The sequence below is a fragment of the Pseudomonas sp. LFS074 genome (genome assembly GCF_047978165.1).
In the GTDB taxonomy this organism is placed as follows: Bacteria; Pseudomonadota; Gammaproteobacteria; order Pseudomonadales; family Pseudomonadaceae; genus Aquipseudomonas; species Aquipseudomonas putida_P.
In genome coordinates this window covers 1,200,701-1,224,390 of sequence record NZ_JBFPFV010000001.1, presented here as the reverse complement: position 1 = coordinate 1,224,390, position 23,690 = coordinate 1,200,701, and the positions used below count along the sequence as shown (strand labels likewise).

The following is a 23,690-nucleotide window of genomic DNA, read 5'->3' as shown; positions in this document are numbered from 1 at the left end:
AACAACATAAAGCTTCAGGCAAGAAAAAGCCGCCTCGAAAGGCGGCTCGTTCAAATCACTCAGGCCTGCGGACGCATGTGCGGGAACAGGATCACGTCGCGGATCGACGGCGAGTTGGTCAGCAGCATCACCAGGCGGTCGATGCCGATACCCTCACCGGCGGTCGGCGGCATGCCGTACTCCAGTGCACGCACGAAGTCGGCGTCGTAGTGCATGGCTTCGTCGTCACCGGCGTCCTTCTCGGCCACCTGGGCCAGGAAGCGCTCGGCCTGGTCTTCGGCATCGTTGAGCTCGGAGTAGGCGTTGGCGATTTCACGGCCACCGATGAACAGCTCGAAGCGGTCGGTAACGGCTGGGTTGTCGTCGTTGCGACGGGCCAGCGGCGACACTTCGAACGGGTACTCGGTAATGAAGTGCGGCTGCTCCAGCTTGTGCTCAACCAGTTCTTCGAAAATCATCACCTGCAGCTTGCCCAGGCCTTCGTGGCCCAGCACCTTGGCACCGGCCTTCTTGGCGATGTCGCGGGCGCGGTCGACGTCCTGCAGGTCGGCAGCGGTCAGCTCGGGGTTGTACTTGAGGATCGAGTCGAACACCGACAGGCGCACGAACGGCTCGCCAAAGTGGAACACCTTGTCACCGTACGGCACGTCGGTGCTGCCCAGTACCAGCTGCGCCAGCTCACGGAACAGTTCCTCGGTGAGGTCCATGTTGTCGCGGTAGTCAGCGTAGGCCTGGTAGAACTCGAGCATGGTGAATTCAGGGTTGTGACGAGTCGAAACGCCTTCGTTACGGAAGTTGCGGTTGATCTCGAACACCTTTTCAAAGCCACCCACCACCAGGCGCTTGAGGTACAGCTCCGGCGCGATGCGCAGGAACATGGCCATGTCCAGGGCGTTGTGGTGAGTTTCGAACGGCTTGGCCGCCGCGCCGCCTGGAATGGTCTGCAGCATCGGCGTTTCGACTTCGAGGAAGTCACGCTCGATGAGGAACTTGCGGATGTGCGAGATCACCTGCGAACGCACACGGAAGGTGTGGCGGGTTTCTTCGTTGACCATCAGGTCGACGTAACGCTGACGGTAGCGCTGCTCGGTGTCGGTCAGGCCGTGGTGCTTGTCGGGCAGCGGGCGCAGCGACTTGGTCAACAGGCGCACATTGGTCATTTCGACGTACAGGTCGCCCTTGCCGGAACGGGCCAGGGTGCCTTCGGCACTGATGATGTCGCCCAGGTCCCAAGTCTTGACCGCAGCCAGGGTTTCTTCGGGCAGGGTTTTGCGGTTGACGTAGACCTGGATACGGCCAGTCATGTCCTGGATAACCATGAACGAGCCACGGTTGAGCATGATACGGCCGGCAACCTTGACCGGGATCGCGGCTGCTTCCAGCTCTTCCTTGGTCTTGTCCGCGTACTGTTTCTGCAGGTCGTTGCAGTAGCTGTCGCGACGGAAGTCGTTGGGGAAGGCGTTGCCCTTGGCGCGCTCGGCGGCAAGTTTTTCCTTGCGCAGGGCGATCAGGGCATTTTCTTCCTGTTGCAGGTCTTGCGATTCGGTCTTGAGGTCGCTCATGTCGTCATTCTTTCCATCAGGTATTCGTTGCCCTTTTCGGGCAGGGCACGCGATACCGGCGGGCAGCCAGGTATCGCGGCAGTGGAGTGCGGCTTACAGCCCTTGCTTGAGGCTTGCTTCCAGGTACTGGTCGAGGTCGCCGTCCAGCACTTTCTGGCAGTCGCTGCGCTCTACGCCTGTGCGCAGGTCTTTGATGCGCGAGTCATCCAGTACGTAGGAACGGATCTGGTGGCCCCAGCCGATGTCCGACTTGCTGTCTTCCAGCGCCTGCGATGCGGCGTTGCGCTTCTGCATTTCCAGCTCGTACAACTTGGCCCGCAGCATTTTCATGGCGGTGTCTTTGTTGGCGTGCTGGGAGCGTTCGTTCTGGCACGCCACCACGGTGTTGGTCGGTACGTGGGTGATACGTACGGCCGAGTCGGTGGTGTTCACGTGCTGACCACCGGCACCGGAGGAGCGGTAGGTGTCAATGCGCAGGTCGGACGGGTTGATCTCGATCTCGACCTTGTCGTCGATTTCGGGCGACACGAACACTGCCGAGAACGAGGTGTGGCGACGGGCACCGGAGTCGAACGGGCTCTTGCGCACCAGGCGGTGCACACCGATTTCGGTACGCAGCCAGCCGAAGGCGTACTCGCCCTTGATGTGCACGGTGGCGCCCTTGATGCCGGCGACTTCACCTTCGGAAAGCTCGATGATGGTGGCGTCGAAACCGCGCTTGTCAGCCCAGCGCAGGTACATGCGCAGCAGGATGTTGGCCCAGTCCTGCGCTTCGGTACCACCAGAGCCGGCCTGGATGTCCAGGTAGGCGTTGTTCATGTCCATCTCGCCGCTGAACATGCGACGGAACTCAAGCTTGGCCAGGTTTTCTTCCAGCTCTTCCAGCTCGGCCACGACGTCGCCGACGGCGTTTTCGTCATTTTCCTCGACGGCCATGTCGAGCAGGTCCTGGCAGTCACCCAGGCCGTTGGACAATTTGTCCAGGGTCTCGACCACCTGCGCCAGCATGGCACGCTCGCGGCCCAGGGCCTGGGCGTACTCGGGCTTGTTCCAGACGTTGGGGTCTTCCAGCTCGCGGTTGACTTCGATCAGGCGGTCATGCTTGTGATCGTAGTCAAAGATACCCCCGAATGGACTGGGAACGCTCGGTGAGGTCCTTGATGGTGTTCAGGATCGGTTGGATTTCCATGGGCTGGCTACTCGCACGAATTCGGTGAAAAGCCTGCGAGTATAACCGAGTCCGCTGCATGGCGGCAGACCCGCCGGGCGGTAGTCTGTTCAGAAAGCTGCACCGCGCCTACACGGTCCGCGCAATCCTGCTCAGGCGATGCCAACCTGATTACGCCCGCTGTTCTTGGCTTGGTACAGGCCTTTGTCCGCTGCCGAGATCAGCTGCCGGCAATGGCTGCCGACGGCCGGGGTCTGGGTAGCCAGGCCAATGCTCACGGTCAGGAACGATTCGGCCACCGGCGCAGTATGCGGGATGCCCAGGCCAAGCACGGTTTGACGCAGCTTTTCGGCCACCAGGCGTGCCCCGCCTGGCGAGGTGTTGGGCAGCACCAGGGCGAACTCTTCACCGCCATAGCGCGCCGGCAGGTCGGTCGGCCGCGAGCACGAGCCACGAATGGCTTCGGCCACCTGGCGCAAGGCCTCGTCGCCGGCCAGGTGGCCGAAGCTGTCGTTATAGGCCTTGAAGTAGTCCACGTCGATCATCAGCAACGACAGCTGCTGCTGTTCACGCATCGCCCGGCGCCATTCCAGCTCCAGGTACTCGTCGAAATGGCGGCGGTTGGACAGCCCGGTCAGGCCATCGGAGTTCATCAGCCGCTGCAGCATCAGGTTGGAATCGAGCAGTTGCTGCTGGCTGACGCGCAAGGCGCGGTAGGCCTCGTCGCGCTGCAGCAGCGTCAGGTAGGAGCGCGAGTGGTAGCGGATACGCGCCACCAGTTCGATGGTGTCCGGCAGCTTGACCAGGTAATCGTTAGCCCCGGCGGCAAACGCCGCGCTCTTGACCAGTGGGTCTTCCTTGGTCGACAGGACAATGATCGGAATGTCCTGGGTCGCCGGGTTGTTGCGGTACTCGCGCACCAGGGTCAAACCGTCCAGGCCAGGCATGATCAGGTCCTGGAGAATGACCGTAGGCTTGATGCGCATGGCCTGGAGCACCGCCTGGTGCGGGTCGGCACAGAAGTGGAAGTCGATGTTGTCCTCATTGGCCAGACCACGCCGCACCGCTTCGCCGATCATTGCCTGATCGTCGACCAACAGCACCATCGCCGAGTTCTCGTTGGTGGTCGCGAAACCTTCGATCGGTAAGTCATTCATACCTGTTCACCCGATCACTACCGGCCTTGCGGCGTGATTCAATACGTTTCGTCATTTTGCGAAAAAGTCCGTCAAGCGCCCGGCTATGCGTTCCAGCGGGCGAATTTCCACTGCGGCATCAATGGCCGCAGCAGCTTTGGGCATGCCGTACACCGCGCTGCTGGCCTGGTCCTGGGCAATGGTCAAAAAGCCCTGCTGACGCATCAGCTTCAGGCCTTGGGCACCGTCACGGCCCATGCCGGTGAGCAGCACGCCCACGGCATCACCATTCCAGTAACGTGCCACACTCTCGAAGAACACATCGATCGAGGGCCGGTAGATTTCATTGACAGGCTCGGCAGTGTAGGCCAGTTGGCCGTTCTGTAGCAGGCGAATGTGGTGGTTGGTCCCCGCCAGCAACACCTGCCCTGGCTGCGGCGGTTCACCTTCACGGGCCAGGCGCACCGGCAGGCCGGCTGCGCTGCTGAGCCATTCGGCCATGCCTGCGGCAAACACCTGGTCCACATGCTGGACCAGCACGACGGCCGCCGGAAACGCTGCCGGCAAGCTCTTGAGCAACACTTCGAGCGCCGCCGGGCCGCCCGCCGACGAGCCAATTGCCACCAGCCCGCGACGCTGCGAAGCCTCGCGCAGCGGAGCGGCTACCGGCCTTGCGGCTGGGGCACGCTGCTGACCGACCAGCCAGCCGATATTGAGGATTTTGCGCAGCAGGGGGGCCGCCGCTTCGCGGGCATCGCCAGCACCCAACGCCGGGGTGTCGACCACATCGAGAGCGCCATGGCCCATCGCCTCGAACACCCGGTGCACGTTTTGCTTGCGGTCGACCGTGACGATGACGATGGCGCACGGGGTTTCGGCCATGATCCGCCGGGTCGCCTCGACACCGTCCATCACCGGCATGATCAGGTCCATGAGAATCAGGTCGGGCAGTTGTTCGCAGCAGCGCTGCACCGCCTCGGCACCATTGCTGGCCACCCACACCACCTGGTGCGCGGGCTCGAAGGCCACTGCCCGGCGTAACGCCTCCACGGCCATGGGCATGTCATTGACGATGGCGATCTTCATCCCTGAGCACCTCCGATCAGCTCGACTACAGCATCCAGCAACGCATCGTCGTGGAAACTGGCTTTCGCCAAATAGTAGTCCGCGCCAGCATCCAGACCACGCCGTCGGTCTTCCTCACGGTCTTTGTAGGACACCACCATCACCGGCAACGACTGCAGCCGCTGGTCGCGACGCACCAGGGTGACCAGCTCGATGCCGTCCATGCGCGGCATGTCGATGTCGGTGATCAGCAAATCGAAGTCCTCACCGCGCAGGGCGTTCCAGCCGTCCATGCCATCGACTGCCACTGCCACGTCGTAGCCACGGTTACCCAACAGCTTGCGCTGCAGTTCGCGCACGGTCAGCGAATCGTCGACCACCAGGATGCGCTTGCGGGCCACCCCACGGGCACCGCTGCTGCCGCGCTCGATGCGCTCCAGGCTACCGGTGCTGAGCAGTTTTTCCACCGACCGCAGCAAGTCTTCGACATCGACGATCAGCACCACCGAGCCATCATCGAGCAAGGCACCGGAGGAAATGTCCTGTACCTTGCCCAGCCGTGGGTCGAGGGGCATCACCACCAGCACCCGTTCGCCCACCAGCCGCTCCACGGCCACGCCGTACAGCTGCTCGCGCTCACGGATCACCACCACCCGCAGGCTGGCTTCGTCGCTTTGCCCGGCCGGGCGGTTGAGCAACTGGCTGGCGGCCACCAGGCCAATATGCCGGCCTTCGTGCCAGAAGTGCTGACGCCCTTCGATCTGCACGATCTGTTCGGCGGTCACTTCCAGCGTGCGTTCGATATGGGCCAGCGGGAAAGCGTAAGCCTCACCGCCCACCTCGACCACCAGGCTGCGCACCACCGACAGGGTCAGTGGCACCTGCAGATGGAAGCGACACCCCTGCCCCGCCACCTGAGTCAGCTCGATCGAGCCGCGCAGCTCGCGGATCATGTGCTGCACCGCATCCAGCCCCACGCCGCGCCCGGACACTTCGGTAACCTTGTCGCGCAGGCTGAAACCGGGCAGGAACAGGAACGTCAGCAGCTCCGCTTCACTCATCCGCGCCACCGTGTCGGCCGGCGACAGGGCACGCTCGACGATGTTGCTGCGCAAGCGCTCCAGGTCGATGCCGGCGCCATCGTCGATCAGCTCCAGGCTGAGCATGCCGGCCTGGTGCGACGCCCTCAGGCGGATCTCCCCCTCGTCCGGCTTGGCCGCCAGCAGGCGCCGCTCGGGCAGTTCGATGCCGTGGTCGACGGCATTGCGCAACAAGTGGGTCAGCGGTGCTTCGAGTTTTTCCAGCACATCGCGGTCGACCTGGGTTTTCTCCCCTTCCACCACCAAGCGCACCGGTTTGCCCAGCGAGCGGCCCAGGTCACGGACCATGCGGCTCTGCCCAGTCAGCACGTCGGCAAACGGCCGCATTCGGCAAGCCAGAGCCGTGTCATACAGTAATTGTGCACGCTGGCTGGCCTGCCAGCCGAATTCGTCCAGGTCCGCAGCCTGTTGCTGCAGGATCTGCTGGGTTTCCGCCAGCAGGCGCTGGGTTTGCGCCAGGGCTTCGAGCACCTCGCTGCGCTGGCCACTGTCTTCCAGCTGCATACGCAAGCCATCGAGCGCCTGCATGCCTTGGCCGTGCATGCGTTTGAGGCGCTGCAGGGTGGCCAGGTAAGGCTTGAGCCGCTGGGTTTCCACCAGCGACTTGCTGGACAGGTCGAGCAGGCTATTGAGGCGGTCGGCGGTAACACGCAGTACCCGCTCGGCACCTTCCCCGGCGCGCTTGCCGGCCTTGCGCCGCAGGGCCGGCTGGGGCTCGGGCTCTGGTTCCGGCGGTTCGGCTGGCACCACCAACGGGGCCGACGTCGGGGTTGCCGGGGGTGGCTCCGGCAGCACGGGTGCCACCAACGGCGCCGCAGGAATGGCAGCAGCGCCTGGGTCAAGCAGGTTGGCCATTTGCGCAAGAAACACCGGCAAGGTCGCCTGCGCGCCGGCATCGCCTGGCGTGGCGATGCGCATCAGCAGGTCGGTGCCTTGCAAGAGTGCATCGATATGCTCGGCGGTCAGCCGCAGACGGCCTTCCTGGGCCGCTACCAGGCAATCCTCCATGACATGGGCGACACTGACGCCCGCATCCACCCCGACGATGCGCGCGGCCCCCTTGAGCGAGTGGGCGGCGCGCATGCAGGCCTCGAGCTGGTCGGCCTGGGTGGGATTGCGCTCCAATGCCATCAGGCCGGCACTGAGCACCTGGGTCTGCGCCTCGGCCTCTAGGCTGAACAGTTCGAGCAACGATGCGTCGCGCATTTGCTCTGGGGTCATGACAAGCTCCGCTGCACGGCAGACAGTAAGTGTTGATCGTCCAGCACCCGCACACTGCGGCCGCGCCACTGCAGGACTGCGGCGGTGAAGCGTGTGGCGTCCTGGCCGCTGCCAAGCAACAGTGGGTCGAGCCGGTGAATACCGTCGATTTCCTCGACGGCCATCACCACCGGCCCACCTTCGGCGGCCAGAATCAGCATGCGTGGCATCGCCCGGCCGCCACGCTGCTCGGCGGTACCGGCTTGCACACCCAGCAAGTCAGCCAGTGACAGGCACGGCACCAACGCACCGCGCACATTGGCAACCCCCTGCAGCAGCCGCGAGCGCTGATGCGGCAGCGAATGCACCGCCTGCAACGGGGCGATCTCGGCCAGGCAGGCGGTAGCCAGCGCCAGCCACTCTTCGCCCAGGCGGAACAGCAGCATGGAGCGGCCGGTGTTTTCTTCGACCGGCTGCGCTACTGCAGCCTGGTGGTCCTGCATCAGCGCATAGCGGTCGAGCAAACGCGTGGCCGCGGCGGCATACACCTCGCAATTGCGGCAATGAACATGCTGCTCCAGCAGCGGGCACTGCTTGTCGCCATGCACGCCAATGCGGTTCCAGCAGTCGTCGATGTGCGCGTCATCCTCGGCCAGCAACTGCATCGCGGATTCACTGTTCATCGTTCAGACTCCCGGCCAGCCCGCGCCGCCCGTTCCTGCAGGCGCCGGGCACCGGCCAGGTCACCCTGGGCCGCCAGCAAGGCCGCCAGGTGCACCAGCGCCTCGGGGTGCTGTGGTTCCAGGTACAGGGCCTTGCGGTAGTGGGTCAGCGCCTGCTGCGCATCGCCTTCGGTATCACTGAGCAGCCCCAGCCAGTAGTACACCTGCGCCGACGGCGGGTACTGGCCCAGGTAGCGCTGGCACTCGCCCCGGGCCTGCTCGCTGGCACCGGCATTGGCCAGGCGGGCAATGCTGGCCAGCAACTCACTGGCCCCCTCGTGCTTGTGCTCGCGGGCCGGCGCCGGCCTGGCCGCCACAGGCAACACTCGCAGCGGCGGTGGCAACGGCGCGCTGGGCGGTGGATACCCCGCTGTGGGCAACGTCGCCAACGTTCGCTTCACCGGTTGGGCGGGTACCACGTCCATCGGGGCGCTGTCGCCTTCCTGACGCACATAGGCAAACGACTGGGGGATCCCCAGCGGACGCATGCCCAGGCGTGCCAGCAAGCTGCCCTCGGCCGGGCCGATGAACAGCACACCCTGCAGATGCAGCAGGCGTTTGAGCACCTCGAACACACGCTGCTGGGTCGGCACGTCGAAATAAATCAACAGGTTGCGACAGAACACGAAGTCATACAGGCCATCGCGGCTGGCCAACGCCGGGTCAAGCACGTTGCCCACCTGCAGGCTGACTTGCTGGCGTACCCGTTCATGCAGGCGATGGCCTTCGTCGAGGGCATCGAAGTAGCGCTCACGAAAGCCCAGTTCGCTGCCACGAAAGGCATTGCGCCCATACACGGCCAGCCTTGCCTTGGCTACCGAACTGGGGCTGATGTCCATAGCATCAATCAGCAATGCCCCTGGCGCGATGCCAGCGTCGAGCAAGGCCATGGCCAGCGAATACGGCTCCTCGCCGGTCGAGCACGGCAGGCTGAGCAGGCGCAATGGGCGTGCACCCGCCAGCTGGGCCAGGCGTTTATGGGCCAGGCTGGCCAGCGCAGTGAAGGATTCGGGGTAACGGAAAAACCAGGTTTCCGGGACGATCACCGCTTCGATCAGCGCCTGTTGCTCATCCGCCGACTGCTGCAGGCGCAGCCAGTAATCGTCCAGGTCCATCGCGCCTGCAGCCACGCAGCGCTGGCGCAGTGCGCGCTCGACCATGGGCGCGCCCACCGACTCCACGTCCAGGCCAATGCGCTCGCGCAAGAAGCGGAAGAAACGCTGTTCGTTCATGTAGGCATCCCTGTCGGGTCTTGCGTGTACAGCAATTCGTGCACAGCGTCGGGCAGCAGGTCATTGACTTCGATGCGCTGCAGCATGCCCTGGGCATCCTGGCGCACCGGGCCCAGATAAGGCGCATCGCCGGTGTCCACCCCATAGGGCTGAAACTCGTCGGGTTGGCAACGCAGGGTTTCGGTGGCCTGCTCCAGAATCAAACCAAGCTGCAGGCTGCCACGGTAGTGCACCAACACCAGGCGGGTGCTGGTGCGCTGCGCCGCTGGCTGGCCAAAGCTCAGCGCGGCAAGGTCGATCACCGGCACCAGCTGGCCACGATGAGCGAGGATACCGGCGACCCAGGCAGGTGCCTGGGCAATCGGCTTGAGCGGCTGACGCGGCAACACCTCGATCACCTCGTGCACGCTCAGGGCAAAACGCTGCGCCCTGATGCGAAACTGCAGGTACAACGCCCCCTTGGCGTTTTTCGCCCGCGCGGGGCGCGGTTGCAAGTCGTTCATCGCGGTCAGACTTTGAAGCGCGACACGCCGCCACGCAGGCCCGCGGCCACCTGGCTTAGCTCATCGATGGCAAAACTGGCCTGGCGCAGCGACTCGACGGTCTGGGTGCTGGCATCGCTGAGCTGGGCCAGCGCCTGGTTGATCTGCTCGGCACCGGTGGCCTGGGCCTGCATGCCTTCGTTGACCATCAGCACGCGCGGTGCCAGGGCCTGCACCTGGTGGATGATCTGGCTGAGCTGCTCGCCCACCTGTTGTACTTCGAACATGCCGCGGCGCACTTCTTCGGAGAACTTGTCCATGCCCATGACCCCAGCCGACACGGCCGACTGGATCTCGCGCACCATCTGCTCGATGTCGTAGGTGGCGACGGCGGTCTGGTCGGCCAGGCGGCGCACTTCGGTGGCGACCACGGCAAAGCCGCGACCATATTCGCCGGCCTTTTCTGCCTCGATGGCGGCGTTGAGCGACAGCAGGTTGGTCTGGTCGGCAACCTTGACGATGGTGACCACCATCTGGGTGATGTTGCTGGCTTTCTCGTTGAGGATGCCAAGCTTGGCGTTGACCAGATCGGCTGCGCCCATCACCTGGTGCATGGTCTCTTCCATGCGCGCCAGGCCCTGCTGCCCGGAGCCTGCCAGGCTGGAAGCCTGGTCAGCGGCGGTCGTCACTTCGGTCATGGTGCGCACCAGGTCGCGCGAAGTGGCGGCGATTTCTCGCGAGGTGGCGCCGATTTCGGTGGTGGTGGCGGCCGTTTCGGTGGCGGTGGCCTGCTGTTGCTTGGACGTGGCGGCAATTTCGGTAACCGAGGTGGTCACCTGCACCGACGAACGTTGCGCCTGGGCTACCAGGTTGGCCAGTGCTTCGGCCATCTCGTTGAAACCGCTTTCGATGGCACCGAACTCGTCCTTGCGGTCCAGGCTCAGGCGCATGCTCAGGTCGCCCGAGCGCAGCTTGTCGAGGGCATGCACGATACGTTGCATGGGCGCGGTGATGGCGCGCATCAGCAGCAAGCCGCAGATGCCAGCGGCAACGATTGCCAGCAGCAGCGAAACGACCATGCTGCCCTTGGCCGTGCTCACGGCGCTGACGATCTCGTTGGTGGCGGCGTCGGCTGATGCCCGGTTGTTCTCGATCACTTCATTCAAGTGCTTGCGCCCATCTACCCAGGCCGGGGTCAGCACTTCGATGATCAGCCGTTCGGCTTCGGCGTAGTTGTGCTGGCGGTAAGTATCCAGCACCTGGTTGACGATCTTCAGGTAGCCCTCTTCCAACTGCACGAAGTTGTCGAAGCGGGTTTGATCATCCTTGTCCTGGATGGTGGCCTGGTAGCTGGCCATGTGTTGCTTGAGCCGGTCTTCGAAGCTTTTGAACAGCTCCATGTCGGCCGAAGTGATTTCACGGTGGTTGGACAGGCCCACCAGTTGCTGGCTGGTGACGTAGCTATCGACCCAGGCGCTGCGGATCATCGAGCTGTAGTAGACCCCGGGAATGCTGTCGGTCCCTACCGCCTCTTCGGCGGTTTCGATGGTCACCAACCGCGAATAGGCGGCCACGATCATCAGCAGCATGATGGCGATGATCACGGCGAAACTTGCCAGGATCCGTTGGCGCAAGGTCCAGTTTTTCACATTCAGCCCTCAGGAATTCACAACGAGCGGGAAAAATCGCCGAAGTATAGCCTAGAGGCCTTACGGTTTTGCGGGTGAAGTGAAGGGTAAACAGGCAGCAGTGCTGATGGACACGCCATTTGGGCAAAGGCAATTGGGGCCGCTGCGCGGCCCCGATCACTAACCTGCGGCAAGCCGCGCCTGGCTATCCAGCGCCTGGCGCAAGCCTGGGTCCAGGCGCAACTGACGGGCCAGCTCGTCCAGGTAGGCCCGCTCCATGAAGTTTTCCTCGTCGACCATCATCACGCTGGCCAGGTACATCTCGGCAGCCATCTCCGGCGTTTGCGCGGCGCGGGCCACTTCAGCCGGGTCCAGCGGCTTGTTCAACTCGGCATGCAGCCAGTGCTGCAATTCGCGGTCGCTGTCCAGGCGGGTGAACTCGCCCTCGATCAACGCCCGCTCGCGCTCGTCGATATGGCCATCGGACTTGGCCGCTGCCACCAGCGCCCTCAGCACCGCCTGGCTGTGCTGCTCGACCTGGGCCGGCGGCAGGCGGTCGACGGTTTGCGGCTCGCTTGCAGCTACCCGCTGATTGGCCTGCCAGTTGCCGTAAGCTTTGTAGGCCAACACGCCCAGCGCGGCCAAGCCACCGTAAGTCAGAGCCTTGCCGCCGTACTTGCGCGCCTTCTTGTTCCCCAGCAACAAGCCCAGCGCCCCCCCACCCAACAGGCCGCCGCCTGCTCCAGACAACAGCCCGCCAAGCCCGCCTGACGCGCCGCCAGGCTTGTTGGCGCCGCCTTGTTTTTCAAGCAATTGCTGGCCGGACTTGAGGAGCTGATCAAGCAAACCCCGAGTATTCATGCGCGTGTCTCCACGTAAGAAGATTCAAGCGCCAGAGTAAGGCTTGGCGCAGCACACGCCATGCAGGGATTTGCTTCCGGATGTTGCGTTAGCTGGCAAAAAGCCAACTAGACTCGATATCGCCAATACCTCGCACCCGCGCACTACGCTTATAACGATTGCTTCACCGCTTGCTTGATGACTGCCCCGAACAAGATCGCCAAGAAGAGGGAACACCATGTCAGTGCACAAGACCGCATTGCTCGGCGCCATGACTGGCGCCGTGCTGGCCAGCGCCAGCCTGCAGGCCGCCGAACCGCCCAAGGCCCTGGGGGCCGGTGAGGGGCGCCTGGACATCGTCGCCTGGCCCGGCTACATCGAGCGCGGTGAAAGCGACAAGGCCTACGACTGGGTGACCGGTTTCGAGAAGGAAACCGGCTGCAAGGTCAGCGTGAAAACCGCCGCCACCTCGGACGAAATGGTCAGCCTGATGACCAAGGGCGGCTATGACCTGGTGACCGCCTCGGGCGACGCCTCGCTGCGGCTGATCGTCGGCAAGCGCGTACAGCCGATCAACACCGCCTTGATCCCCAACTGGAAAAACATCGACCCACGCCTGCAGAACGGCGGCTGGTACGTGGTCGACAAGCAAGTGTATGGCACCCCGTATCAATGGGGGCCGAACGTGCTGCTGTACAACACCAATACCTTCAAGCAGGCGCCAACCAGCTGGAGCGTTGTGTTCCAGCCGCAGGAGCTGCCTGACGGCAAACCGAACAAGGGGCGCGTGCAAGCCTATGACGGGCCGATCTACATCGCCGACGCCGCCCTGTACTTGAAGTCGGCCAAGCCCGAACTGGGTATCAAGGACCCGTACGAACTGAACGAGGAGCAATACAAGGCCGTGCTGGAACTGCTGCGCCAGCAGCAACCGCTGATCCACCGCTACTGGCATGACGCCACGGTGCAGATGAGCGACGTGAAGAACGAAGGCGTGGTCGCCTCCAGTTCATGGGGCTACATGGTCAATGGCCTGAAGGCCGAGAACCAGCCAGTGGCCTCGACCATTCCCAAGGAGGGTGCGACCGGCTGGGCCGACACCACCATGCTGCACGCCGAGGCCAAGCACCCCAACTGCGCCTACAAGTGGATGGACTGGTCGCTGCAGCCGAAGGTGCAGGGCGACGTGGCGGCCTGGTTCGGCTCGTTGCCGGCGGTGCCGGCTGCCTGTACAGGCAGCCAATTGCTGGGCGCCGAGGGCTGCAAGACCAATGGCTTCGACAATTTCGACAAGATTGCCTTCTGGAAAACCCCACAGGCCCAGGGCGGCAAGTTCGTGCCGTATAGCCGCTGGACCCAGGACTACATTGCAATCATGGGTGGGCGCTGAGGTTGCCTGAATGCCTGATCCTGCCTTTTCGCGGGTTTACCCGCGCAAAGGCAGGATCAGGAGCAAGCCCATTGCCCGGAGCCCACGCATGCCCCTAGCCGTCCAGTTCACCCAGGTTTCCCGCACCTTCGGCGAGGTCAAGGCCGTCGACCAGGTCAGCATCGATATCATCGATGGCGAGTTCTTCTCCATGCTTGGCCCTTCCGGCTCGGGCAAGACCACTTGCCTGCGCCTGATCGCCGGCTTCGAACAACCCTCCAGCGGTTCAATCCGCATCCACGGGGTGGAGGCCGCTGGCATGCCGCCCTACCAACGTGACGTCAACACCGTGTTCCAGGACTACGCACTGTTCCCGCACATGAACGTGTTGGACAACATCGCCTATGGCCTGAAGGTAAAGGGCGTGGCCAAGGCCGAACGCCATAGTCGCGCCGAAGAAGCCCTGGCCATGGTGGCCCTGGCCGGCTACGGCACGCGCAAACCAGCGCAACTGTCTGGCGGCCAGCGCCAGCGTGTGGCCCTGGCCCGTGCACTGGTCAACCGGCCGCGCGTGCTGCTGCTGGACGAGCCGCTGGGCGCACTGGACCTGAAGTTGCGCGAACAGATGCAAGGGGAGCTGAAAAAGCTGCAACGCCAGCTGGGCATCACCTTCATCTTCGTCACCCACGACCAGACCGAAGCGCTGTCGATGTCCGACCGGGTCGCGGTGTTCAACCGTGGCCGCATCGAACAGGTCGACACCCCGCGCAATCTGTACATGAAGCCCGCCACCACCTTCGTCGCCGAATTCGTCGGCACCTCCAACGTGGTACGTGGCGAGCTGGCCATGCAGCTCAACGGCAGCCCGGCCCCCTTCTCCATCCGTCCCGAGCACATCCGCCTGGGCGACCTTGTGGTCACCAGCCACGAAGTGCAGGTAAGCGGCCTGTTGCGCGATATCCAGTACCAGGGCAGCGCCACCCGCTACGAGCTGCAATTGGACAACGGCCAACTGCTGGCGGTAAGCCAGGCCAACGACCGCTGGCAGGCACAGGCACAGGCCTGGCAGACCGGGCAGCGGCTGCAGGCGCACTGGCCCCGCGAGGCAATGACGGTGCTGCAGGAAACCGAGGGCCGCTGACATGAGCACACTGCGCGGCCTGTCCAACCTGCTGTACCGGCGCCCCAACCTGTACCTGGCACTGCTATTGATACCGCCGCTGACCTGGTTCGGCGCAATCTACCTGGGCTCGCTGCTGAACCTGCTGTGGCAGGGTTTCTATACCTTCGACGATTTCACCATGGCGGTGACCCCGGACCTGACCCTGGGCAACTTCGCCGCGCTGTTCAACCCGTCGAACTTCGACATCATCCTGCGCACCCTGGGCATGGCAGTGGCGGTGTCGCTGGCCAGTGCGGTGCTGGCCTTCCCCATCGCCTACTACATGGCGCGCTATACCAGCGGCAAGACCAAGGCATTTTTCTACATCGCGGTGATGATGCCGATGTGGGCCAGCTATATCGTCAAAACCTATGCCTGGACCCTGCTGTTGGCCAAGGGCGGCGTGGCCCAGTGGTTCGTCCAGTTGTTGCACCTGGATGCCCTGCTGCAGGCGGTGTTGGCGGTGCCGGGCGTGGGCGGCAGCACGCTGTCGACCTCGCACCTGGGGCGCTTTCTGGTGTTCGTGTACATCTGGCTGCCGTTCATGATCCTGCCCATCCAGGCCTCGCTGGAGCGCTTGCCACCGTCGCTGCTGCAAGCTTCGGCCGACCTCGGCGCACGGCCGGGGCAAACGTTCGTGCAGGTGATCCTGCCGTTATCTATCCCCGGCATCGCCGCCGGCTCGATCTTTACCTTCTCGCTCACCCTGGGCGACTTCATCGTGCCGCAACTGGTCGGCCCACCCGGTTACTTCATCGGCAGCATGGTCTATGCCCAGCAGGGGGCGATTGGCAACATGCCGATGGCTGCCGCGTTCACCTTGGTGCCCATCGTGCTAATCGCGGTGTACCTGTCCATCGTCAAGCGCCTGGGGGCCTTCGATGCACTCTGAAAAAGCATCACCGGGGCTGCGCCTGGCGGCCTGGGGCGGGTTGCTGTTCCTGCACTTCCCGATCCTGATCATCTTTCTGTACGCCTTCAACACCGAAGACGCGGCGTTCAGCTTCCCGCCCAAGGGCTTCACCCTGAAGTGGATTGGCGTGGCCTTCGCCCGGCCCGATGTGCTGGAGGCAATCAAGCTGTCACTGCAGGTGGCCTGCCTCGCCACGCTGATCGCGCTGGTACTGGGCACACTAGCCTCGGCTGCGCTGTACCGGCGCAGCTTTTTCGGCAAGGAGAGCATTTCGCTGATGCTGATCCTGCCCATCGCCCTGCCCGGCATCATCACCGGCATCGCCCTGCTCTCGGCGTTCAAGACCTTGGGGATCGAGCCTGGTGTGTTCACCATCGTGGTCGGCCACGCCACGTTCTGCGTGGTGATCGTCTACAACAACGTGATCGCCCGCCTGCGGCGCACCTCGCAGAGCCTGATCGAAGCGTCGATGGACCTGGGCGCCGATGGCTGGCAGACCTTCCGCTACATCATTCACACCGCCATCGACAGCGGTACACCCTGCAGCCATTCCGGGTGGTAGCGCAACAGCATCTCCAGGCCGCGCTCCTGGTAGGCCGGGAAGCTGATCGCGACCAGCGTCTCGCCCTTGACCTTCTGCGGCGGGCCGAGGCGCTGGAGGATCACGCCGTTGCGAACGAAATAGCGCTCCATGGCCGTGGTGGTCACCGCCACCACCGAACTGGCCCCCAGGTACCAGCCGCATTGCAGGCTGGACCAGAATATCTTCATCGCCAGCTGCGGATCGTCCGCCGCGCTGGCGGCGTAGCGCGAAAGCTCCCAGACCGACGGATCGCTCGGCGGGGTTTCGCTGCACAGGTAGGCGAAGACGTCCTTGAGCAGGTAGGCGTCGGTCGTCGGCAGCAGGCGGGCGCAACCGCAGATGCCCTGGCGGCCCATGGCGACGATGTAGCGGGTTTGCGGATGGTCGAACTGGTCGAATTCCTGGTCGCGGACCCTGGAGGTGGAGACCACGTCCCAGCCCAGCTTCTCGATGAAGACTTGATGCCGGTAGCGTCCCAGCTCGGCGATCATGGCGGCGGAAAGCCCTTCCAGCGATTCAGAGAGCAATTCGATCATCCTGCCCAACCTCGGTTCGGCGCTGCTGGCCGGCGGCATGCTGGCCTTTGCCCTGTCGTTCGATGAAATCATCGTCACCACCTTCACCGCCGGCCACGAACGCACGCTGCCGATCTGGCTGCTCAACCAACTCAGCCGCCCGCGTGACGTACCGGTGACCAACGTGGTCGCCATGCTGGTGATGCTGGTGACCATGCTGCCAATCCTTGGCGCCTATTACCTGACCCGTGGCGGCGAAAGCGTCGCGGGCAGTGGCAAATGACCCTGGAGGAGTCCCCGATGCAAACGCAGATGCTGATCAATGGCCAACTGGTCGCGGGCCAAGGCCCCGCCTGGACCGTGCTCGACCCGGCGCAGGGCACCGCCCTGGCGCAGATCAACGAAGCCACCGAGGCCCAGGTGGACAGCGCCGTGCGCGCCGCCGACCAGGCTTTCGACAGCTGGTCGCAAACCAGCCCCAAAGACCGCTCGCAAACCTTGCTGGCGCTGGCGGACGCCATCGAAGCCCACGGCGATGAACTGGCCCGGCTGGAATCTCAGAACTGCGGCAAGCCCCTGAGCGCCGCGCTGAACGACGAAATCCCGGCGATTGCCGATGTGTTCCGCTACTTCGCCGGTGCGGCGCGTTGCCTGGGCGGCTTGGCGGCCGGCGAATACCTGCCAGGCCACACCTCGATGATCCGTCGCGACCCGCTGGGTGTGGTGGCCTCGATTGCCCCGTGGAACTACCCATTGATGATGCTGGCCTGGAAGATCGCCCCGGCCCTGGCAGCCGGCAATACCGTGGTGATCAAACCCTCCGAAATGACCCCGCTGACGGCCCTGCGCCTGGGCGAGCTGGCCCAGGACCTGCTGCCACCGGGTGTACTGAACATTCTGTTTGGCCGCGGCCAGACCGTCGGCAACCCGCTGGTCAACCATCCAAAGGTGCGCATGGTGTCGCTGACCGGCTCGATCCCCACGGGTGCACACATCATCAGTGCCACCGCCGACAGTGTGAAGCGCATGCACATGGAGCTGGGCGGCAAGGCCCCTGTACTGGTGTTCGACGACGCCGACATCGACGCCGCTATCGATGGCATCCGCACCTTCGGCTTCTACAACGCCGGCCAGGACTGCACCGCTGCCTGCCGCCTGTATGTGCAGGACGGCATCTACGAACGCTTCGTCGAGCGCCTGGGTGAAGCCGTCGCCAGCCTCAAGCCCGGCCTGCAGGAGGCCGAGGACACCGAGCTGGGGCCGCTGATCAGTGCCCAGCACCGCGACAAGGTCGCAGGCTTGGTGCAGCGGGCCATCGCCCAGCCGCACATTCGCCTGGTAACCGGTGGCAAGGCGATTGACGGCGACGGCTTCTTCTTCGAGCCGACCGTGCTGGCGGATGCCCAGCAGGACGACGAGATCGTGCGCAACGAAGTGTTCGGCCCAGTGGTATCGGTCACCCGCTTTACCGATGAAGCGCAGGCGCTGGAATGGGCCAACGACTCCAACTACGGCCTGGCCTCATCGGTATGGACCCGCGACACAGGCCGCGCCCACCGCCTGGCGGCGCGCTTGCAGTACGGCTGCACTTGGGTGAATACCCACTTCATGCTGGTCAGTGAAATGCCCCATGGCGGGCAGAAGCACTCAGGGTATGGGAAGGACATGTCGATGTATGGGCTTGAGGATTACACCTGCGTGCGGCATGTGATGATCAAGCACTAGCCCGCTGAACATACGCGGTTGTTGTAGGTGCGCGCATGCGTTCCTACAACAACCGCGTAAAGGCCTGGATCAGTCCCGCAGATCCGACTCGTGAATCGGGTTGGCCCGGCTGGTCGCGCGCTGGTACTGCGCAGGCCAGGTCGCCTTGTTGCCGCCCAGGTCGTCATCGGCATGCAACGGCCAGTACGGGTCGCGCAGCAGTTCACGGGCGAGGAAGATGATATCGGCCTGGCCGGTGCGCAAAATATGCTCGGCCTGGGCCGGTTCGGTGATCATGCCCACGGTGCCGGTGGCGATTTCCGATTCCTTGCGCACGCGCTCGGCGAAGCGGGTCTGATAGCCAGGGCCAGTGGGGATTTCGGCGTTTACCGAGGTCCCGCCAGAGGACACATCGATCAGGTCTACGCCCAACCCTCGCAGACGTCGGGCCAGTTCAACGGTTTCATCGGGGTTCCAGCCATCTTCGACCCAATCGGTTGCCGATACCCGCACGAACAATGGCAACTCGGCCGGCCAGACCTTGCGCACGGCCTCCACCACTTGCAAGGTCAGGCGGATGCGGTTTTCGAAGCAGCTGCCGTACTCGTCGCTGCGTTGGTTACTCAGCGGCGAGAGGAACTGGTGCAACAGGTAGCCATGGGCAGCATGAATTTCCACCACCTTGAAACCGGCCTTCAAGGCGCGCTCAGTCGAGGCAACGAAGGCGTCGATAACACCCTGGATCTCGTTCTCGGTCAGCTCGCGTGGCGCTGTGTGCTGCGGGTCGAAGGCGATCTTCGAAGGGCCCACCGGCTGCCACCCGCCGTCTTCGAGCTTCACACTACCCTGCTTGCCCAGCCATGGGCGATAGGTGCTGGCCTTGCGCCCGGCGTGTGCCAGCTGGATACCGGGCACGGCGCCTTGGGCGGTGATGAAGCGAGTGATGCGTTGCAACGGGGCGATCTGCGTGTCGTCCCACAGGCCGAGGTCTTCGGCGGTGATGCGGCCATCGGCGGTGACCGCCACGGCTTCGGTGATCACCAGGCCCGCACCACCGACGGCGCGGCTGCCTAAATGGACAAGGTGCCAATCGTTGGCCAGGCCATCGATAGCGGAATACTGGCACATCGGCGAGACGGCGATGCGGTTGGGCAGGGTCAGCTGACGCAGGGTGTAAGGCTCAAGCAGCAGGCTCATGAGGGCACCTCCCAAGGACTCCAATGGTGATCCGGCCCGGACACTCAATTGCACGTCCCTGGCCCAGGTCCGGTCATAACTTCAGACTAGACCAGAATGGGTGGGGGGGATGTTCCGTGGGATTTTGGGGTGGCTGGCGGTCGGTCAAAGGCAGATTTTAGCGGGCCCATACCTGATAGGAATTTCAGATGTTCCCTACGACTCAGATCTGGTGTATGTGATCGAGACGTACAACCGGGAAGCAGTGGAAGGCATTGTGTTCTTCTCACTGCTTGGTTTGGCCTCGTTTGTCGCAGCAGGCGTAATGCACTGGCAAAACCGGCAGCGGAAAAAACAATCCGAGATCAGTCAATAGCCGTTGCACCTGACACCGGGGGCGGGTTTACCCGTGAAGAATGTGACGCGGTGAATGGCACCGGCTTTGCCGGTGTTCGCGGGTAAACCCGCTCCCACAGGTACTGCGCAAGCCCTGAACCAGCCGCCGGCCCTCTGGGAGCGTTGGGCTCAGCGTGGCTCCATGTGGGCAATCATCAACTGCACACTTTCATTGCCACGAAACTCGTTCACATCCAGCTTGTACGCCAGTTCGACCCAGCGCACGGTCGGGTTCGGCCACACTTCGCGGTCAACGCCGAAGGCGATGCCATCCAGTCGCACCGAACCACACTCGCTCTTGAGCACCACCTTCAGGTGCCGCTCGCCCACCACGCGCTGCTCCACCAGTTGGAACACGCCGTGAAACAGCGGCTCGGGGAAATGCTGGCCCCACGGCCCGGCATGGCGCAAGGCCTTGGCCAGGTCGAGGTGGAATTCCTCCACGGCCAGGCTGCCATCAGACAACAGCCGGCCTGTCAGGTCTTCCTCGCGCAGCTGGCGCCGCACTTCTTCGTCGAACGCCTCGGCAAACGCCTGGAAATTGCCTTCAGACAACGACAACCCCGCCGCCATGGCGTGGCCGCCGAATTTGCTGATCAGTTGCGGGTGGCGGGCCGCTACGGCATCCAGCGCGTCGCGGATATGGAACCCTGGTACCGAACGCGCCGAGCCTTTCAGCATGCCTTCGCCGGCATCGGCAAAGGCAATGGTTGGACGGTGATAACGCTCTTTAAGGCGCGACGCCAAAATACCGATTACACCCTGGTGCCAGTCGGCATCGAACAAACACAGACCATACGGCATCGACTCGACCGGCAGGTCCTTGAGCTGGGCCAGGGCTTCGCGTTGCATCCCCTGCTCGATGGACTTGCGGTCCTGGTTCAGGTCGTCTAGCTGCTGGGCCATGTCCTGGGCCAGTGCCGCGTCTTCGCACAGCAGGCATTCAATGCCCAGGCTCATGTCGTCCAGGCGACCGGCGGCGTTCAGCCGTGGGCCGAGGATGAAACCCAGGTCAGTCGAGGTGATACGCCGGTGATCGCGGCGGGCCACTTCGAGAATCGCCTTCAGCCCTGGCCGGGCACGACCGGCGCGGATGCGCTCGAGGCCCTGGTGCACCAGGATGCGGTTGTTGGCATCCAGCGGCACCACGTCGGCAACGCTGCCCAACGCGACCAGGTCGAGCAGTTCGCCTATGTTCGGCTGTGCTTGCGTCTCGTAACGGCCCAGGCTGCGCAGTCGCGCGCGCAGGGCCATCAGCACGTAGAAGATCACCCCTACCCCGGCCAACGACTTGCTGGGGAACGTACAGCCCGGCTGATTGGGGTTGATGATGGCGTCTGCGTCGGGCAACTGCTGGCCTGGCAGGTGATGGTCGGTGACCAGCACCTTGAGCCCAGCGGCCTTGGCCGCCGCCACACCCTCGACGCTGGAAATGCCATTGTCCACGGTAATCAGCAGTTGCGGCTGGCGTTGCAGCGCCACTTCGACGATTTCCGGGGTCAGGCCATAGCCATACTCGAAGCGGTTGGGTACCAGGTAATCGACATGGGCCGCACCCAGTAGGCGCAGGCCCAGCACCCCTACGGTGCTTGCGGTGGCACCGTCGGCATCGAAATCGCCAACAATGAGGATACGCTGGCGCTGGTCGAGCGCCTCGACCAGCAGGTCGACACCGGCCTCGATGCCCTTTAGCTGCTGGTACGGCAGCAGGCGCGCCAGGCTTTTGTCCAGCTCGGCCTCGCTCTGCACGCCGCGCGCGGCGTACAGACGGGTGAGCAAAGGTGGCAGATTACCCAGAAATGGCAGGGTCGGCGGCAGAGGGCGAGGTTCGATGCGCATGGGTTGCTTCAGCCACGCTCACCAAGCAGCCACTGCAGTTGTACCTCATGCTGGCCACGGTCGTCGGTGACGAATACCGTGCCTTCGCTGATCATCACGTCCCACTTGATGCTGCGCGGCATGTCGGTCGCCAAGGTTTCCAGCACCTCTTGCGGTACAGCGGCAATGCTCAGGTTCTTCAGGTTCTTGACCGCGCTCACCACTTTGCCCTCCCACACCCGCAGGCTGCCGTAGGCCAGCAGGCTGGTGCGTTCGGTACGGCGCGAGCACCAGGTCAGGCGGTCGGCGTCTGGCTGGCCCACTTCGATCCAATGCAACACGCGATCGTCCAGGCTCTTTTCCCAAAGCGCCGGCTCATCGACATCCGACAGGCCACGGCCAAACGACAAGTTCTCGTTGTACCAGAGCGCATACGCCAACAGACGAACCGCCATACGCTCTTCGGTTTCCGAAGGGTGGCGAGCGATGGTCTGCTTGACGCTTTCGTAGACGTTGCGGTCAAGGTCGGTGAGATTCAATTCGAACTTGTAGGTGGTGGACGGCTGGGCCATGGTCGACGGGCTTCGTGCAAAAGAAAAGTGGCACAGTCTACCCCATCCGCACCTTCCATGCGCCGCAGCAGTACCCGGCGAAACCGACGTGTGATAAAACCACGGCACTGCCCAACTGCCACGGATGCCCCATGTCGACGCCCAGCAAACCCCTCGCCGGCCTTAAAGTTGTCGAACTCGGCACCTTGATCGCCGGGCCGTTCGCCTCGCGTATCTGTGCCGAATTCGGCGCCGAGGTGGTCAAGGTCGAATCGCCCGATGGCGGCGACCCGTTGCGCAAGTGGCGCAAGCTGTACGAGGGCACGTCGCTATGGTGGTTCGTGCAGGCCCGCAACAAACAGTCGCTCACCCTCAACCTCAAGCACCCCGAGGGGCGCGAGATTCTCAAGCGCCTGCTGGCCGAGGCCGACATCCTGATCGAAAACTTTCGCCCAGGCGTGCTGGAAAAGCTTGGCCTGGGCTGGGATGTACTGCATGCGCTGAACCCGCGCCTGGTAATGGTGCGCCTGTCAGGCTTTGGCCAAACCGGGCCGATGAAAGACCAGCCGGGCTTCGGCGCGGTGGGCGAGTCGATGGGCGGCCTGCGCTACATCACCGGTTTCGACGACCGCCCGCCGGTGCGCACGGGCATTTCCATCGGTGATTCGATTGCCGCCCTGTGGGGGGTGATCGGCGCACTAATGGCGTTGCGCCACCGGGAAGTCAATGGCGGCCAGGGCCAGGTGGTGGACGTGGCGCTGTACGAAGCGATCTTTGCCATGATGGAAAGCATGGTCCCGGAATTCGATGTGTTCGGTTTTATCCGCGAACGCACCGGCAACATCATGCCAGGCATTACGCCCTCCTCCATCCACACCAGCGCCGACGGCAAGCATGTGCAGATCGGCGCCAACGGCGATGCGATCTTCAAGCGCTTCATGCAAGCGATCGGCCGCGACGACCTGGCCGACGACCCGACCCTGGCCAGCAACGACGGCCGCGACCTGCGTCGTGACGAGTTGTACGGGGTGATCGATCGCTGGGCCAACAGCCTGCCGCTGGAGCAATTGATGCAGGTGCTTACCACCGCCGAAGTACCGGCCAGCCGTATCTATTCAGCCGAAGACATGTTCAACGACCCGCAGTACCTGGCACGCGAGATGTTCCTGCAGGCCAAGCTGCCGGATGGCAAGCCATTTCGCATGCCCGGCATTGTGCCCAAGTTGTCGGAGACCCCCGGTTCCAGCGAATGGGTCGGCCCGGCCCTTGGCGAGCACACCGAGGCACTGCTCGCCAGCCTGGGCTATGACGCGGCGGCCATCGCCAGCCTGCGCGTAGCAGGCACGGTCTGACTCTGGCGCTGCCCGG

20 protein-coding genes and 2 pseudogenes are annotated in these 23,690 nt (G+C 63.8%); 8 read left to right on the top strand and 14 right to left on the bottom strand.

Features of this window, described 5'->3' with window-relative positions:
* Window positions 1-59: 59 nt before the first annotated feature.
* The 10 genes from lysS to ACNQP3_RS05575 all read right to left on the bottom strand — a co-directional run bounded on the left by lysS (window position 60) and on the right by ACNQP3_RS05575 (window position 12,156).
* A complete protein-coding gene (gene lysS, locus ACNQP3_RS05620) occupies window positions 60-1,562 on the bottom strand; it encodes a lysine--tRNA ligase (RefSeq protein WP_012270790.1) in 1,503 nt (500 codons plus the stop codon).
* A 93-nt stretch (window positions 1,563-1,655) separates the two neighbouring features.
* Window positions 1,656-2,751 (bottom strand): peptide chain release factor 2 gene (gene prfB, locus ACNQP3_RS05615; RefSeq protein WP_123109230.1). Its coding sequence is split into 2 segments (ribosomal slippage): window positions 1,656-2,678 and window positions 2,680-2,751, totalling 1,095 coding nucleotides; the frame shifts between segments, so codons are not numbered across the junction.
* 131 nt (window positions 2,752-2,882) lie between these two features.
* Window positions 2,883-3,887: a Wsp signal transduction system regulator diguanylate cyclase WspR gene (wspR, locus tag ACNQP3_RS05610; RefSeq protein ID WP_012270788.1), complete on the bottom strand. Its 1,005-nt coding sequence runs from the start codon at window positions 3,885-3,887 to the stop codon at window positions 2,883-2,885.
* Between the two features lie 51 nt (window positions 3,888-3,938).
* Complete coding sequence (gene wspF, locus ACNQP3_RS05605; RefSeq protein ID WP_012270787.1) at window positions 3,939-4,952, bottom strand: Wsp signal transduction system protein-glutamate methylesterase WspF; 1,014 nt, start codon at window positions 4,950-4,952, stop codon at window positions 3,939-3,941.
* Complete coding sequence (locus ACNQP3_RS05600; protein WP_264316870.1) at window positions 4,949-7,252, bottom strand: hybrid sensor histidine kinase/response regulator; 2,304 nt, start codon at window positions 7,250-7,252, stop codon at window positions 4,949-4,951. The genes wspF and ACNQP3_RS05600 overlap by 4 nt, the downstream gene beginning before the upstream one ends.
* On the bottom strand, window positions 7,249-7,914 hold the full coding sequence (locus ACNQP3_RS05595; protein ID WP_060492686.1) for a chemotaxis protein CheW: 666 nt from the start codon (window positions 7,912-7,914) through the stop codon (window positions 7,249-7,251). The genes ACNQP3_RS05600 and ACNQP3_RS05595 overlap by 4 nt, the downstream gene beginning before the upstream one ends.
* Window positions 7,911-9,185, bottom strand: a complete 1,275-nt coding sequence (locus tag ACNQP3_RS05590) for a CheR family methyltransferase (RefSeq protein WP_264316869.1) — start codon at window positions 9,183-9,185, stop codon at window positions 7,911-7,913. Before ACNQP3_RS05590 ends, ACNQP3_RS05595 begins: the two co-directional genes overlap by 4 nt.
* Entirely contained in the window at window positions 9,182-9,688 is a 507-nt protein-coding gene (locus tag ACNQP3_RS05585) for a chemotaxis protein CheW (protein WP_012270783.1), read from the bottom strand. Before ACNQP3_RS05585 ends, ACNQP3_RS05590 begins: the two co-directional genes overlap by 4 nt.
* A 5-nt stretch (window positions 9,689-9,693) precedes the next feature.
* A complete protein-coding gene (locus ACNQP3_RS05580) occupies window positions 9,694-11,316 on the bottom strand; it encodes a methyl-accepting chemotaxis protein (protein WP_012270782.1) in 1,623 nt (540 codons plus the stop codon).
* 159 nt (window positions 11,317-11,475) lie between these two features.
* Window positions 11,476-12,156, bottom strand: coding sequence for a tellurite resistance TerB family protein (locus ACNQP3_RS05575; RefSeq protein ID WP_012270781.1), 681 nt, complete (start codon window positions 12,154-12,156; stop codon window positions 11,476-11,478).
* Window positions 12,157-12,373: 217 nt separating this feature from the next.
* On the opposite strand from ACNQP3_RS05575, the gene ydcS reads away from it, so the two are divergent.
* From ydcS to ACNQP3_RS05555, 4 genes and pseudogenes are all read left to right on the top strand, one after another.
* A complete protein-coding gene (gene ydcS, locus ACNQP3_RS05570; protein ID WP_264316868.1) occupies window positions 12,374-13,525 on the top strand; it encodes a putative ABC transporter substrate-binding protein YdcS in 1,152 nt (383 codons plus the stop codon).
* 88 nt (window positions 13,526-13,613) lie between these two features.
* Window positions 13,614-14,645, top strand: coding sequence for an ABC transporter ATP-binding protein (locus tag ACNQP3_RS05565; RefSeq protein WP_041166392.1), 1,032 nt, complete (start codon window positions 13,614-13,616; stop codon window positions 14,643-14,645).
* Between the two features lies 1 nt (window position 14,646).
* Window positions 14,647-15,558, top strand: coding sequence for an ABC transporter permease (locus ACNQP3_RS05560; RefSeq protein WP_060492688.1), 912 nt, complete (start codon window positions 14,647-14,649; stop codon window positions 15,556-15,558).
* Window positions 15,548-16,093, top strand: a pseudogene (locus ACNQP3_RS05555) (ABC transporter permease); the annotation flags it as partial. The gene ACNQP3_RS05560 and the pseudogene ACNQP3_RS05555, both read left to right, overlap by 11 nt.
* Here ACNQP3_RS05555 and rhlI read toward each other — a convergent pair.
* Complete coding sequence (rhlI, locus tag ACNQP3_RS05550; protein WP_003138177.1) at window positions 16,093-16,698, bottom strand: acyl-homoserine-lactone synthase; 606 nt, start codon at window positions 16,696-16,698, stop codon at window positions 16,093-16,095. The pseudogene ACNQP3_RS05555 and the gene rhlI sit on opposite strands and share 1 nt — an antisense overlap.
* Here rhlI and ACNQP3_RS05545 point away from each other — a divergent pair.
* A pseudogene (locus ACNQP3_RS05545) lies at window positions 16,694-16,960 on the top strand (ABC transporter permease); the annotation flags it as partial. The gene rhlI and the pseudogene ACNQP3_RS05545 sit on opposite strands and share 5 nt — an antisense overlap.
* Before the next feature lie 17 nt (window positions 16,961-16,977).
* Window positions 16,978-18,402 carry a gamma-aminobutyraldehyde dehydrogenase gene (locus tag ACNQP3_RS05540; protein WP_060492689.1) on the top strand — a complete coding sequence of 475 codons (1,425 nt, stop codon included), beginning with the start codon at window positions 16,978-16,980 and terminating at the stop codon, window positions 18,400-18,402.
* 69 nt (window positions 18,403-18,471) lie between these two features.
* Here the strand turns inward: ACNQP3_RS05540 and ACNQP3_RS05535 are convergent, their stop codons facing one another.
* Window positions 18,472-19,578: an NADH:flavin oxidoreductase/NADH oxidase gene (locus tag ACNQP3_RS05535; protein WP_264316867.1), complete on the bottom strand. Its 1,107-nt coding sequence runs from the start codon at window positions 19,576-19,578 to the stop codon at window positions 18,472-18,474.
* Window positions 19,579-19,687: 109 nt separating this feature from the next.
* On the opposite strand from ACNQP3_RS05535, the gene ACNQP3_RS05530 reads away from it, so the two are divergent.
* Window positions 19,688-19,933, top strand: coding sequence for a hypothetical protein (locus tag ACNQP3_RS05530; RefSeq protein ID WP_179026978.1), 246 nt, complete (start codon window positions 19,688-19,690; stop codon window positions 19,931-19,933).
* A 149-nt stretch (window positions 19,934-20,082) separates the two neighbouring features.
* On the opposite strand, the gene recJ is transcribed toward ACNQP3_RS05530, so the two are convergent.
* Both recJ and ACNQP3_RS05520 read right to left on the bottom strand, forming a co-directional pair.
* Window positions 20,083-21,792: a single-stranded-DNA-specific exonuclease RecJ gene (recJ, locus tag ACNQP3_RS05525; RefSeq protein ID WP_264316866.1), complete on the bottom strand. Its 1,710-nt coding sequence runs from the start codon at window positions 21,790-21,792 to the stop codon at window positions 20,083-20,085.
* An 8-nt stretch (window positions 21,793-21,800) separates the two neighbouring features.
* On the bottom strand, window positions 21,801-22,343 hold the full coding sequence (locus ACNQP3_RS05520) for a YaeQ family protein (RefSeq protein ID WP_003252169.1): 543 nt from the start codon (window positions 22,341-22,343) through the stop codon (window positions 21,801-21,803).
* Between the two features lie 131 nt (window positions 22,344-22,474).
* Here ACNQP3_RS05520 and ACNQP3_RS05515 point away from each other — a divergent pair, with 131 nt between their 5' ends.
* Window positions 22,475-23,674: a CaiB/BaiF CoA transferase family protein gene (locus tag ACNQP3_RS05515; RefSeq protein WP_012270770.1), complete on the top strand. Its 1,200-nt coding sequence runs from the start codon at window positions 22,475-22,477 to the stop codon at window positions 23,672-23,674.
* Window positions 23,675-23,690 lie beyond the last annotated feature (16 nt).

Bases quoted from the DNA above. Each gene is read 5' to 3' on its own strand.
- ACNQP3_RS05590 (WP_264316869.1), bottom strand. From the start codon at position 9,185: ATGAACGAACAGCGTTTCTTCCGCTTCTTGCGCGAGCGCATTGGCCTG.
- ACNQP3_RS05595 (WP_060492686.1), bottom strand. From the start codon at position 7,914: ATGAACAGTGAATCCGCGATGCAGTTGCTGGCCGAGGATGACGCGCAC.
- ACNQP3_RS05515 (WP_012270770.1), top strand. From the start codon at position 22,475: ATGTCGACGCCCAGCAAACCCCTCGCCGGCCTTAAAGTTGTCGAACTC.
- wspR (WP_012270788.1), bottom strand. From the start codon at position 3,887: ATGAATGACTTACCGATCGAAGGTTTCGCGACCACCAACGAGAACTCG.
- ACNQP3_RS05520 (WP_003252169.1), bottom strand. From the start codon at position 22,343: ATGGCCCAGCCGTCCACCACCTACAAGTTCGAATTGAATCTCACCGAC.
- recJ (WP_264316866.1), bottom strand. From the start codon at position 21,792: ATGCGCATCGAACCTCGCCCTCTGCCGCCGACCCTGCCATTTCTGGGT.
- ACNQP3_RS05575 (WP_012270781.1), bottom strand. From the start codon at position 12,156: ATGAATACTCGGGGTTTGCTTGATCAGCTCCTCAAGTCCGGCCAGCAA.
- ACNQP3_RS05540 (WP_060492689.1), top strand. From the start codon at position 16,978: ATGCAAACGCAGATGCTGATCAATGGCCAACTGGTCGCGGGCCAAGGC.
- ACNQP3_RS05535 (WP_264316867.1), bottom strand. From the start codon at position 19,578: ATGAGCCTGCTGCTTGAGCCTTACACCCTGCGTCAGCTGACCCTGCCC.
- ACNQP3_RS05530 (WP_179026978.1), top strand. From the start codon at position 19,688: ATGTTCCGTGGGATTTTGGGGTGGCTGGCGGTCGGTCAAAGGCAGATT.
- ACNQP3_RS05560 (WP_060492688.1), top strand. From the start codon at position 14,647: ATGAGCACACTGCGCGGCCTGTCCAACCTGCTGTACCGGCGCCCCAAC.
- rhlI (WP_003138177.1), bottom strand. From the start codon at position 16,698: ATGATCGAATTGCTCTCTGAATCGCTGGAAGGGCTTTCCGCCGCCATG.
- ACNQP3_RS05585 (WP_012270783.1), bottom strand. From the start codon at position 9,688: ATGAACGACTTGCAACCGCGCCCCGCGCGGGCGAAAAACGCCAAGGGG.
- lysS (WP_012270790.1), bottom strand. From the start codon at position 1,562: ATGAGCGACCTCAAGACCGAATCGCAAGACCTGCAACAGGAAGAAAAT.
- ydcS (WP_264316868.1), top strand. From the start codon at position 12,374: ATGTCAGTGCACAAGACCGCATTGCTCGGCGCCATGACTGGCGCCGTG.
- wspF (WP_012270787.1), bottom strand. From the start codon at position 4,952: ATGAAGATCGCCATCGTCAATGACATGCCCATGGCCGTGGAGGCGTTA.
- ACNQP3_RS05565 (WP_041166392.1), top strand. From the start codon at position 13,614: ATGCCCCTAGCCGTCCAGTTCACCCAGGTTTCCCGCACCTTCGGCGAG.
- ACNQP3_RS05600 (WP_264316870.1), bottom strand. From the start codon at position 7,252: ATGACCCCAGAGCAAATGCGCGACGCATCGTTGCTCGAACTGTTCAGC.